Here is a 12,617-nt window from a genome sequence, read left to right on the forward strand (position 1 = left end):
TTATGCGTTTAAGCAGCTTAAAACTTTCAGGCTTTAAATCTTTTGCCGATAGCACCACCTTATCTTTTCGCTCCAATCGAAGCGCAGTGGTTGGGCCAAATGGTTGCGGAAAATCAAATGTCATTGACGCAATTCGCTGGGTCATGGGGGAATCCAGTGCGCGGCAATTGCGTGGTGGCAATATGCAGGATGTCATTTTTACGGGCACCAGCAAACGTAAACCGGTGGGCATGGCCAGCGTTGAACTGCGTTTTGAAAATACCTATGGCAAATTGGGCGGTGCCTACAATGCGTATAGCGAATTGGCGGTACGTCGCCAAGTCACGCGTGAGGGCAAGTCAGAATATTTTCTCAATGGCACTAAATGTCGTCGCCGTGATATTACCGATATTTTTCTGGGGACCGGTTTAGGCCCGCGCTCTTATGCGATTATTGAACAGGGTATGATCAACCGTTTGGTTGATGCCAAGCCTGAAGAAATGCGGGTGTTTATTGAAGAGGCTGCGGGCGTGTCACGTTATCAGGCTCGTCGCCGTGAAACCCTACAGCACTTAGACCATACTACGCAAAACTTAGAGCGCTTAGAAGACATTGCCTCAGAGTTAAAGTCGCAGCTTAAAACCTTAAAGCGCCAGTCTGAAAGTGCGGTTCAATACAAGACCTTAGAAACAGAAATTCGCAGTTTAAAAATAGAAATACTTTCTTTTCAATGCAATCAAAGCAGCAGTTTACAACAGCAATATAATGTTGAGATGAACAGTTTAGGTGAACAATTTAAATTGGTTCGTTCCGAAATGACCACGCTGGAGCATGACTTAGGCAGCACCAATGAACTGTTCCAACGTTTGATTCAACAATCGACACCATTACAACAGGAATGGCAGCAGGCAGAAAAAAAGCTGGCAGAACTTAAAATTAACGTCGAGCAAAAGCAACAGCTGGCGCAGCAAAATAGCAGCAGTCTGGTACAGCTCGAACAGCACAAAATAGCAAGTAAAGAACGTTTGCAAATTATTGAGCTACAACTAGAAAACCACTATAACGCGCAAGAGCAGCAGTCTGGGCAGTTGCAGCAATATGAAGCCACGACGCAGCAACAGCAGCAGCAATTGATTGATTTGCATGCCAAGCAACAACAGATGCAGCAACAGTTTGAGCAGAGCAAAGCCCTCCTGGAAAAGCAGCAGCAATCCCAGCTACAGATGCAAACTCAGTCGGATCAATTGGCTAAAAATATTGAGCGAATTGAACAGCAAAAACAAACTTTATATGCGCAGCTCAGTCAAATTGAGCAGCAGTCACAACACGGGGATATTGCCGATTTAGAGCAAGAAAAACAACAAGCACTGCAACAGATTCAACAGCTTGAACAGCAAATTCAACAGACTCAGCATACATTGGAACAGTCCCAGCAGCAGATCGCAGTGCATCGGACCCAAATCAGCCAGCTACAGTCAACGCAACAGTTACTGCTGTCTGAGCAAAACACCATTCAACAACTGTGCAGCAAAGACAGTCTAAGCCGTGGCGACCAGCCATTACTTGATCAGCTGACACTAAACACTCAAGGTAAAGCTCAAGCGACCCTGATTGAGAAGTTTCTTGCTAAATGGTTGACGGCCGAATGTATCGCAGCAACTGGCAGTTATCAGCAGGAAATTGCACGACAACTGAAAGCCCATGATCAGGCTGAAAAAATTCAACTTGAATCCTTTGCTTGTCTTGGTGATTGGATCACAGCGCCAAAGCATTCGCTTTGGAACCATGTGGCCGTTGCTGAAACGATGGCGCAGGCTTTGGTGGCACAGCATAAGCTGAAACAAGGTGAGTCGATTCTGAGCTTAGACGGCTACCATGTTGGGCCAGACTGGGTGATTGCTCTGTTTTATGATGAGTCCAGTCAAGCCGCGCAAGGGGCGCTCAGTCATCGGGTGCGTCTTGAGGAAATCAGCTTACAACTAGAACAGTTACAGCCACAATGTCATGAGGCAGAACAGAGACTGCCAACACTAGAGCAAGCGCATAATGCTTTACAGATGCAGCTACAACATGATCAGCAATTGCTAAAAACACAGCAGCAACAGTTGCAGCAATTGGATGTTGAAATCGTCAAACGACAAAGTTCAGTACATGCTTTTCAGGTACAGCAACAGCAACTTAAAGATCAATTGCAACAGCTCGATTTACAGTTCGAAGAAGATGCTATGCAAAAAGATGATCTTGAAATCGATTTGCATGCACTGTTACTCAAACTTGAACAATCACGCCCGCAGTATCAGCAGCATCAATTGCAACTCGATACCCTCAATGATCAAGCACAGCAGCAACAACAACAGTTCACGCAGCAACAGCAAACGCTAGAAAGTACACGGCGTGAAAGCGTGCAAAATCAGCAGCAAGTCGAGTTGCTGGAAAAAGATTTATCGTTTTTAAAACAACAGTATCAACAGACTTTGGCGCAGATTGAACAAGCCAAAAAATCGCTTGATCCAATCCAATTGGAATTGCCAAGTTTAGAGTCACAGTTTAAACAACAGGCAGAGCAGACTGAAAAGTTGCAAAACACTTGGACGACTTGGCAAGTCGAACTCAATCAAGTACAAGAGAAGCAACAGTCTTTGACTGGGCAACGGCATGAAAAGCAACAGCAAGATGAAACGTTGCGTACCGCTTTAGAGCAACAGCGTTTGGCTTGGCAAGCCGCTAAATCTGATTTACAGCATTTTAGCGATCAACTCAAAGCCTTAGACAGTGAAATTTTGCAAAATGTGGTGTTGACCGATTTGGCACAGCATCAGCAAAAACTAGAAAAGACACAACATCAATTTAGCAAATTGGGCGCGGTTAATTTGGCTGCTTCTGAAGAATATATTGAGATTTCACAGCGTTTTGATGAACTCAGCCATCAAATTGAAGATTTAGAAAAAACGGTTGATCAGCTGAAAAATGCCATGAAAAGCATTGATCAAGAAACCAAAAAGTTATTCATGACCACGTTCGATCAGGTCAATGCCGAATTACAAGTTTTGTTTCCCAAAGTATTTGAAGGTGGGGAAGCCAGCTTAAGTCTTGAAGATGATTGGCAATCTGGAATTAAACTGATGGCGCGACCACCCGGTAAACGTAATAGTTCTTTGGCATTACTGTCGGGTGGCGAAAAAGCATTGACGGCCTTGGCCTTGGTGTTTGCGATTTTCCGTCTAAATCCTGCGCCATTCTGTGTTTTGGATGAAGTTGACGCCCCATTGGACGACAGTAATGTGGGGAGATTTTGTAATTTGGTAAAAGAACTATCTGAACAGGTACAATTCATTTACATTACACATAATAAAGTTGCAATGACGATGGCAACTGACTTGTTAGGGGTAACCATGCCAGAGCCTGGTACATCGAAACTGGTCAGTGTGAATTTGGAAGAAGCAAAAGAATATGGGTTAGTTGGGGAGTCATAATATGCAAATCACTACAGTGGTTGGAATTGTCGTTGCGGTCATCATTATTTTAATGGGCCTTAGAATTTTTTTTCGGAAGTCGAATGATGCCGCACCCTCACTCGATTCAGCATTACATATCAATGCGGATAGCCAATTACCTATTATTCCACGTCATGTGCGTGATCAATTGCAGCAACAAAGCCCAAGTGTTGACGCTGAACGGATTGAACCACAACTGAACCAGCACGATGAAGCGGTTGCATTGGAAAAAGATTTGGCCGCTGTTGCAGCTGAAGATTTAACAGCACAGGTACAGAACAGCGCTGAAAGTACAGCAACCGCAGCAACGGAGACGGTTGTTGTCACTGAAACAGTTGAGGTCATTGCCGCAGCCGTGCCTCCTGCTGAGCACAGCACGGTACAAGCGACTTCTGATGTAATAGCAACCGAACAACCGCATACTTCAGTCACAGCACAGCCCGAATTTAGCTTAAACCCCAACATCGAAGCTGCTGAAATCAAAGACTTTGACGAAGAAAGTTGTATTTTAGATAAACATTTGCATGAACAGCAGCGTTGTGATGATGAAAGCTCATTGAGTACCGCAGAAACCATTATTTCACTGACCGTTTATCCAAATCCGCGTAAGGCATTGTCAGGTGATAAAACGCTGAAAACGCTTTTAAAATATGGTCTACGTTTTGGCGAGTTGTCATGTTTCCATCGTTATGAGGATTGTGATGAAATCAGCCCATTGATGTTTTCGGTATTGCGTATTACCGATGAAGGCCCAAATGGCTTTGATTTAGAAACACTTTCAGGTGAGCAAGTCCAAGGTCTAGCTTTCTTTTTGGCATTGCCACACAGCAATGTGCAAAAAGGCTTTGATACGATGGTCAGCATTGCTGGACTGATTGCCCGTGAAATTGATGGCACCATCTTTGATGAAAATAATCTCGAATTTACGCCGCAATTGAAAGAGCAGTGGCGTCATAAGGCCATTGATTTTCGTGCAGGCCAAGAAGTTTAAAAGTTATTGATCAAATTGATTTATAATCGACGCAAAGCGATTCAGGGCGGTTTTTACCGCCCTTTTATATGGTGAAAAAATATGGATAACACTGCTGTTTTGACGCAAATGCGTCAACTCATTCAACTCATTGCACAGCATAATCATGCCTATTATGTGATGGACCAACCCCAGATTGAAGACAGTGAATATGATCAATTATTTCATCAACTCAAAGCTTTAGAACAACAATATCCGACGCTGGTCCAATCAGATACACCGACGCTTAAAGTCGGTGGGAAAGCCCTTGCCAAATTTGAAAATATTACCCATACCGTACCCATGTTGTCTTTGGGGAATGTCTTCAATCAAGAAGATTTATATACCTTTGCACGTCGTATCGAAGAGCGTTTGCCACAGCAAAAAGTGCAATATGATGTTGAATTGAAATTTGATGGTTTGGCGATTTCACTATGGTATGAAAACGGTGAATTGGTACGCGCAGTAACGCGTGGTGATGGTGAAACCGGTGAAGTGATTACTCAAAATGTAAAGACCATTCGCAACTTACCAAAAGTGTTAAGTGCTCAGGCGACTGCTGTACCAACTTTGCTCGAAGTTCGTGGTGAAGTGTTAATGCCCAAAGCTGGTTTTGAAAAACTCAATGCGGCACAGGTGGAAAAAGGGGAGAAAACCTTTGCCAATCCACGCAATGCCGCTGCCGGTAGCTTGCGTCAACTGGATCCTGCGATTGCTGCATCACGTCCCTTGGCTTTTTATGCCTATGGCATTGCACAGTGTGAACCTGCACATGGCCTGAATTCAATGTCAGCCAGTTTGCAGTGGCTAACTCAGTTCGGCTTTGCGATTGGAGAGCAGCATTATCTCTGTGACAGCATCGAAGAGGTGCAACAGCGTTATGATGAAATCCAAGTACAACGTCCCGATTTGAGTGTTGAAATTGATGGGATGGTGATCAAAGTTGATGATTTGAAACAACAGCAGCAGCTTGGTTTTCTCAGTCGTGAACCGCGTTGGGCCACGGCCTATAAATTTCCTGCTGTGGCGGCTTTAACCAAAGTTGAGCAAATTGATTGGCAAGTGGGGCGTACAGGAACATTGACCCCTGTGGCACGTTTGGCTCCTGTGGCTGTTGGTGGTGTAACCGTTTCTAATGTGACTTTACACAATATTGGCGAGATTCATCGTTTAGATGTGCGTGTTGGCGATACAGTCAGTGTTTACCGCAGTGGTGATGTCATTCCGAAGGTTGAAAAAGTTTGGGGGGCTTTACGCCAAGCCGATCAGCAGTATGAGTTGGTGATGTTACCGACCGAATGTCCAGTCTGTGCCTCGCCTGTGGTGATGCCTGAAGGTGAGGCCTTGGCACGTTGTTCGGGTGGCCTGTATTGTGCTGCACAGCGTATTGAAGCGATTCGACATTTTGTATCACGCAAGGCACTTGATATTGAAGGCTTAGGGGATCGTTGGGCCGAGTCTTTACTCAATTTAGCGTTGCTAGACAATGTCTCTGATATTTATCATTTGCATGAGCATCGTGAAAAACTATTGGGCATTGAGAAAATGGGGGAGAAGTCCGTTCAAAACCTGCTTGATGCCATTGAAAACAGTAAAAAAACCACTTTGGCGGCTTTTATTTATGCACTCGGCATTCGTGGTGTGGGCGAAACCACTGCGCGGATGTTGGCCAACACCTTCCAAAACCTAGAAGCACTCAAAGCTGCCGATATTGAAAGTTTGAAAAAAACCCCAGATGTGGGTGATATCACCGCAGAATGGATCTTTGATTTCTTTAAGGCCGAGCATAACCTTGAAGTATTGGATCGTCTGGTGGCAGCAGGGGTACATTGGGATGCACCGATTGCGCCAACACGGCAACCATTAAATGGTGAAAGTTGGGTGATTACAGGAACCTTGAGCCAATTAAGTCGGGATGAAGCAACCCAGTATTTACAAGCTTTGGGTGCACGCGTTAGCGGCAGTGTTTCAAGTAAAACCAAATGCGTAGTTGCGGGCGAAAAAGCAGGGTCTAAGTTAGAAAAAGCCGAGAAACTAGGCATTCGTGTCATGGATGAAGCCGCGTTTTTAGTGCTCATGGCTGAATATGGTCAAGGCATTTAAGTCACCGCTTTAAATGCGGGCGGTTTAATGGTTTATTGCTTAAAAAACCACGATTAAAATATATTGAAGGATGCAAGTTAAATTTATTTTGGCTTGCATTTTTTATTGCTCAATTTTAACAACAGCAGTTGGACTTAATTTTTTCTTATATTTTATTTATTTACATTTGTTTGCGCAGAGTGACTACAGGTTTGAACAACGGCTAATCAAGGTAATGTTCAGATTAAATCAAACTTGTACTGCATAAAGTTTAAACAGAAGAACCCTTAAAGCCAGATGAATAAGAAGCATTTTTGATGGTTACAAAATTTAATACAGCAGTTTTGAGTGAATAATGCGGGACTGAACGATTTTGTAATTACTGCAAGCACTTATTTTATATATTGAAATTAGAATAAAGCAGGGTGTAAATGCGTATGTTTATCATTTTAATTTTATAAAAATCATTAACTTACAAAAATCAAGCTTTTGCAAAAATCATCAAACATCTTCATAATGGCCGCAATTAATATGGAGTTTGAGCAATGCGTGGTAATCCAGAAGTCGTAGCCTATTTAAACATGTTGATCGGTGGAGAGCTGGCAGCCCGTGATCAATACTTAATTCACTCACGTATGTACGAAGATTGGGGCTTAAGTAAAATTTATGAACGCCTTGATCACGAAATGCAAGAAGAAGCACAACATGCCGATGCGCTGATTCGCCGTGTTTTGTTTTTAGAAGGCACGCCAAATATGCAGCGTGAAGATGTTGATGTTGGAACAGATGTTGTTTCTTGCTTAAAAGCGGATTTGAAACTTGAATATCATGTGCGTGAAAAATTAGCACAAGGTGTGAAGTTATGCGAAGACAAAGGTGACTATGTGACGCGTGATATGTTGCGTCAACAAATGTCAGACACCGAAGAAGACCATACTTATTGGTTAGAAAAACAAATTGGTTTGATCGAATTAATGGGTCTCCAAAACTATATTCAAGCGCAAATGTAAGCCTGCATCACTGTATTTCACAGCCAAAATTAAGCAGCACAAAAAAACGGTCTTCCTATAAGACCGTTTTTTTGTGTTTGTATCGCTTAAACGCTGATCATTTTATCCTCGAAGTTATTGAAAACCAAAGTTATTTGATGCCCAAAGCATCACGCATAATAAAGAATAAATCAGTTTGGTCGAGTAGACCTGAAATATTCGCGGCACGTGGGCCATAGGCTGCAATACGGACTTGGGCTCCGGTATGTTCTTGGGTCGACAATGGATGTGCCGTAGCGTAATTGAGGGTCATCACGGCATTGTCTTTGGTGATTAAAGACAGGGTTTGGCCCGGACTACTGGCATTGTTGGGGATAATTTGACTGGTATGGGCATGATCACCAGTCACAATAATCAGCGTATCTGGATTGTGTTTGGCAAATTCAAGTGCCACTTGCATGGCTTGATCAAGCGCGACCGTTTCACCAATCTGACCACAAGGAATGGCGAGATGATTTTGTCGATCAATCGAGCCACTTTCTACTTGAAGAAAAAAGCCTTGCTTGTTGGCTTTTAGCAAGTCGATGGCCTTACTGGTCATCTGCTTAAGGGTTGGAATGGAGGTTGGGCGGTGTGGGTTACTGGTATTACATTTTTGTGCAGGTTGTTTATTGCCATTGATGGAGGCCATTGGGCCTGCCCAACTTACGGGAAGGTGATGGTTTGCAAATAAGCCGAGCAGCGGTTTTTCTTGATTTGCCTCGGTTATTGCCTGCATTTGGTTTAGATCACTCACAATTTGATATTTTTGTTCTTTTGCTTGGTCTAATAGGGTTTTTCCTTGATATTTACCACCCAGTACACGCTCACTGAAGATTTGAGCCCCGCCACCAAAGGTGACATCGGCACGGGTATTGAGTAATTGTTCGGTAATCGAACCTAAGCCATTGCCATTTGGGTTGTCTAATGAATTTTTCGGGCATTTACGTTGGGTATCGACAGGACCATAGCAACTACGATGGCTAATATGCGAGATCATCGCGGCAGGTGTAGCATCATAGACTGTTGTGGTGGTGACGTTACCCGTTGCAAAACCAGCAGTTTTCGCCAACATCAGCAGCGATTTCTGTACGTTGCCATTTAGATCAATACCCAGTGCGTTGTTATAGGTTTTCACCCCAGATGCCCACGCCGTGGCAGATGCAGCAGAATCAGTGACATAATTAATGGCTTTGGTCTTTTCATCTACGGAATAGGTGGTATAAGCGCCAGTAAATGGCAATACATCTAAGCCTTTGAAGTAGCCACTGGCACCTTCGGCATAGTTACGGGCCGCGGTGATTTCAGAATCACTGGTACCATCTCCAATAAATAAGATCACATTCTTTACTTTTCGATTACTAAGCGAGGCGCGGAGTGCTTCAGTGCGTTCTGCTTTTAAACGGGTTGCACCTTGAAAGGCTGTTACATTGCCTGTTGCATCTGGTTGTAGTAAATCACCATTGCTGATTTGAGCATTTGGCGGTGTTGAAGATTTTAATTTAGGTGCTGTTTGCTTCTTGTCATCATCACCGCAAGCGCTGATGAAACCAATGATTAAGGGTAATATAAGTAATTTAAATTTCATCTCTAAGCTCTACTTGTTATTGGTTTTTTATTGATGTAGGGCGTAAGCTATAATTTAATTGTGACCGTAATATTACAGAAAAATAGCGATGCTACAATTTCAGTCGGGTAAAATTTAATCTATAAAAAATGCCTCAGAAGAGGCATTTAAAAGTTAAAAACAAAACAGTAATTTAATTCAACCAAGCAATCATCCCACTGTTTTGTTTGTTTATTGTACCGTTGTTCCGAAGTTCAACTATTTAATGCCCATGGCATTTTTCATGATAAAGAACAAATCGGTTTGATCGAGTAGACCAGAGATATTGCCTGCATGTGGGCCATAGGCTGCGGTACGGACTTGAGCCCCTGTGTGTTGTTGGCTACCGCCGGTTGAAGTGCCATAGTTAATGCTCATTGCAGCATTGTCTTTGGTTAAGAGAGAAACGGTTTTACCTGGACTTTTTGCATAGTTTGGAATGATTTGGCTGGTATGCGCATGGTCACCTGTCACAATAATGAGAGTATCTGGATTTTTCTTGGCAAATTCAAGCGCAACTTGAATTGCATTATCCAGTGCAACGGTTTCACCGATTTGGCCACAAGCATCTGCAGCATGATTCTGTTTATCAATCGAACCACTTTCAACTTGTAAGAAGAAGCCTTGTTTATTGACTTTTAATAGCTCAATTGCCTTGGCCGTCATGGCTTCTAGGGTTGGGATTGAAGCAGGGCGGTTAGGGTTGTTGGTGTTACATTGCTGTGCCGGCTTGGTATTGCCATTTAATTCTGAAGCAGGCCCTGTCCAACTCACCGGTAAGTTACCTGATGCGAATAAACCGAGAACGGGTTTATTTTGATTGGCTTCTGTCACGGCTTGCATTTGAGTAAGATCATTAACGATTTGGTAGTCTCGTTGTTTGGCTTGTTCTAATAGGGTTTTACCTTGGTATTTTCCACCAATTGCAACTTCATTAAAGGTTTTTGCACCACCACCAAAAGTGACATCTGCACGGTTGTTGATCAATTGTTCTGTGATTGAACCTAGGCCATTGCCTGTTGGGTTATCTAATGAGTTTTTAGGACATTTCGCTTTGGTGGCAATAGGACCATAGCAGCTACGGTAGGCAATACTTGAAATCATGGCTGCAGGAGTCGCGTCTTGTAGTTCAGTGGTGGTGACATTACCTGTTGCAAAACCAGCTTTTTTTGCCAACATCAGAATCGATTCATGTACATTGCCATTTACATCAATACCGAGTGCATTGTTATAGGTTTTCACCCCAGATGCCCATGCCGTTGCAGAAGCAGCCGAATCGGTTACATAGTCAATGGCTTTGGTTTTTTCATCTAAGGCGTAGGTGGTATAGGCACCGGTAAATGGAAGTACATCTAAGCCTTTGAAGTAACCCGCAGCACCTTCAGCATAGTTACGTGCAGCGGTGATTTCTGACTCACTGGTACCATCACCAATAAATAAAATCACATTTTTTACTTTTCGATTGCTGAGTGAGGCTTTCAGTGCTTCAGTGCGTTCAGCTTTTAAACGGGTTGCACCCCCCAATGTAGTGACATCACCTTTTGCGCCAGGTTGAAGTAAATCGCCATTGTCTGTTGGTTTGGTCGGCGGTGTTGGTGTTGTTTCTTGTGATTTATCATCATTGCCACATGCAGCAAGTAAACCAATAAGTGCTGGTAATAAGAGTAATTTAAATTTCACGTTTATGCCCTTGTTTGTTATTGGTCGAGTTTGGATAAGGCATAAACTATGATTTTATTATGACAATAAGGTTGCTGAAAAATGACAGTAATTTGACGAAGGGCAAATCAAAATAAAACCTTTTTAAAGACCTGAGAAGCGATGTTTAAAAAGGTTTTAAAAATAATTGATTAGCTGTTATTTTAGATTAAGTAATAGATTGTTATTGAATTGTTAGAGTAGGTAAATATTGCAATGTGCTGCTGTAATCATTGGGCTTTCAACTTTCCAATATCACTTAAAACTTCTGCGGCATGCGACTGAGTGTTGACGCTAGCATAGTGATAAACAATGGTGCCAGCAGGATCAATTAAGAAGCTTTCACGCTTGGCGATTTTGGTAAAGCCTAAGTTGCGAACCACGCCCATTTGATTGGCCAGTGTATGTTGCTGATCGGCCAGAATTGGAAAGGGAAGTCCCAATTTATCTGAAAACTTTTGATGAGATTGCACGTCATCTAAACTGACGCCAAGCACAACGGCATTGCTGCGTTTAAACGCTGGATAAAGTGCTTTAAATTGATTGGCTTCTTGCGTACAGCCCGGTGAGTCATCCTTAGGATAAAAGTACAATACCACCCATTGACCTTTATATTGGCTCAAGTCGTGCCAATTTTGTTTTTGATCTTGCAGCTTAAACTGTGGCGCAGGTCGACCAACCCACTGCTTTTGTTTTTCTTCAAATTGAGTCAATTGTTTATTTTGTGCTTGTACTGGTGTCGTGAAAGCGAACAACATGCTACAACACAGCACGCCAGCAGAGAGTTTGATTTTTTTCATAAGGTTGCTGCAATAAACAAGATGATCTGCATTCTAACAAAAAGCTTTCTTGAGCAGGTGACTGAGTTGAACATGAATGAGCAATTTTGTTGGATGTGCTAGATGTGCTGGTTGGATCGGATTCGAATTGACAGAGAGGATTGCTATAAACATGCAAAGCGTTTTATTGATTACAGGGTGGGGTGTTGGGATTGAACCCTTGCAACACTTACAACAACAGTTAAGGGGCGCAGGCTGCGTGGCGGAGGTGATCAATATCTTTGATGCCGCAGATCCAATTGCGTTTCAAGCGACTCTTGTGAAAGTTCAACATTATGACGTTTTGGTTGGCTGGTCTTTGGGGGGGCAATTGGCCACGCTATTGGCACAGCAGTTTTGGGAACAGACGGGTATTGCCAAAACCTTAATCACTTTGGCCAGTAATCCATGTTTTGTACAGCGTGAAGCTTGGCCTTGTGCAATGCCAGATGTTGATTTTCAAGCGTTTAAGCAGTCTTTTTACGCACAACCACAAAGTTGTATCAAACGCTTTTGTTATTTACTGACGCAAGGTGACGTTCAGGCCAAGAACAATTGGCTATCCTTGCAGAGTTTAATTGTGCCGCAAGATGATCGCTTGATGAAAAAAGGTTTGGAACTTTTAGAAACTTTAAACTTGGTAAGTATGTTGAAGCAGTATCAGGGAAAGCAGCTTCACTTGTTTGCAAACCAAGATACTTTGGTTGATCACAGAATTGCTCAATATTGCCAACAATTAACTGCAAAGTTTTTAAGTGTAGATTTTGTTGAAGGTAGTCATAGCTTTCCATTTTTTCAAGATGCTGAAACAAGTGACAAAATTTTGAAATTCATCAGTGAAAATGATTAAATGATTGCAACTTGACTGATCTCGCAATTTATTTTTAAGGATGAGCCGAGTAA

Annotated in this window: 8 protein-coding genes; 5 read left to right on the forward strand and 3 right to left on the reverse strand. The window is 42.7% G+C overall.

Annotated features, from left to right (window positions below):
- Positions 1-2: 2 nt before the first annotated feature.
- From smc to ftn, 4 genes are all read left to right on the forward strand, one after another.
- A complete protein-coding gene (gene smc, locus FD716_RS03780; protein ID WP_139851028.1) occupies positions 3-3,452 on the forward strand; it encodes a chromosome segregation protein SMC in 3,450 nt (1,149 codons plus the stop codon).
- 1 nt (position 3,453) lies between these two features.
- Positions 3,454-4,464 carry a cell division protein ZipA C-terminal FtsZ-binding domain-containing protein gene (locus tag FD716_RS03785; RefSeq protein ID WP_139851029.1) on the forward strand — a complete coding sequence of 337 codons (1,011 nt, stop codon included), beginning with the start codon at positions 3,454-3,456 and terminating at the stop codon, positions 4,462-4,464.
- Positions 4,465-4,545: 81 nt separating this feature from the next.
- Positions 4,546-6,585 carry an NAD-dependent DNA ligase LigA gene (gene ligA, locus FD716_RS03790; RefSeq protein ID WP_139851030.1) on the forward strand — a complete coding sequence of 680 codons (2,040 nt, stop codon included), beginning with the start codon at positions 4,546-4,548 and terminating at the stop codon, positions 6,583-6,585.
- 524 nt (positions 6,586-7,109) lie between these two features.
- Positions 7,110-7,574 carry a heteropolymeric bacterioferritin subunit Ftn gene (gene ftn, locus FD716_RS03795; protein ID WP_139851031.1) on the forward strand — a complete coding sequence of 155 codons (465 nt, stop codon included), beginning with the start codon at positions 7,110-7,112 and terminating at the stop codon, positions 7,572-7,574.
- A 130-nt stretch (positions 7,575-7,704) separates the two neighbouring features.
- On the opposite strand, the gene phoA (FD716_RS03800) is transcribed toward ftn, so the two are convergent.
- The 3 genes from phoA (FD716_RS03800) to FD716_RS03810 all read right to left on the reverse strand — a co-directional run bounded on the left by phoA (FD716_RS03800) (position 7,705) and on the right by FD716_RS03810 (position 11,696).
- Positions 7,705-9,180 (reverse strand): alkaline phosphatase, encoded by a 1,476-nt coding sequence (gene phoA / locus FD716_RS03800; RefSeq protein WP_139851032.1) that lies wholly within the window; start codon positions 9,178-9,180, stop codon positions 7,705-7,707.
- Positions 9,181-9,417: 237 nt separating this feature from the next.
- On the reverse strand, positions 9,418-10,878 hold the full coding sequence (gene phoA, locus FD716_RS03805) for an alkaline phosphatase (RefSeq protein ID WP_139851033.1): 1,461 nt from the start codon (positions 10,876-10,878) through the stop codon (positions 9,418-9,420).
- A gap of 248 nt (positions 10,879-11,126) precedes the next feature.
- On the reverse strand, positions 11,127-11,696 hold the full coding sequence (locus tag FD716_RS03810; RefSeq protein WP_139851034.1) for a peroxiredoxin: 570 nt from the start codon (positions 11,694-11,696) through the stop codon (positions 11,127-11,129).
- A 151-nt stretch (positions 11,697-11,847) separates the two neighbouring features.
- Here FD716_RS03810 and FD716_RS03815 point away from each other — a divergent pair, with 151 nt between their 5' ends.
- Positions 11,848-12,564 carry an alpha/beta fold hydrolase gene (locus FD716_RS03815; protein WP_139851035.1) on the forward strand — a complete coding sequence of 239 codons (717 nt, stop codon included), beginning with the start codon at positions 11,848-11,850 and terminating at the stop codon, positions 12,562-12,564.
- Positions 12,565-12,617 lie beyond the last annotated feature (53 nt).

The organism is Acinetobacter pullicarnis (assembly GCF_006352475.1).
GTDB lineage: Bacteria > Pseudomonadota > Gammaproteobacteria > Pseudomonadales > Moraxellaceae > Acinetobacter > Acinetobacter pullicarnis.

Coding starts and splice junctions, on each gene's coding strand:
- FD716_RS03785 (WP_139851029.1), top strand. CDS start 3,454: ATGCAAATCACTACAGTGGTTGGAATTGTCGTTGCGGTCATCATTATT.
- FD716_RS03815 (WP_139851035.1), top strand. CDS start 11,848: ATGCAAAGCGTTTTATTGATTACAGGGTGGGGTGTTGGGATTGAACCC.
- ligA (WP_139851030.1), top strand. CDS start 4,546: ATGGATAACACTGCTGTTTTGACGCAAATGCGTCAACTCATTCAACTC.
- smc (WP_139851028.1), top strand. CDS start 3: ATGCGTTTAAGCAGCTTAAAACTTTCAGGCTTTAAATCTTTTGCCGAT.
- phoA (WP_139851032.1), bottom strand. CDS start 9,180: ATGAAATTTAAATTACTTATATTACCCTTAATCATTGGTTTCATCAGC.
- FD716_RS03810 (WP_139851034.1), bottom strand. CDS start 11,696: ATGAAAAAAATCAAACTCTCTGCTGGCGTGCTGTGTTGTAGCATGTTG.
- ftn (WP_139851031.1), top strand. CDS start 7,110: ATGCGTGGTAATCCAGAAGTCGTAGCCTATTTAAACATGTTGATCGGT.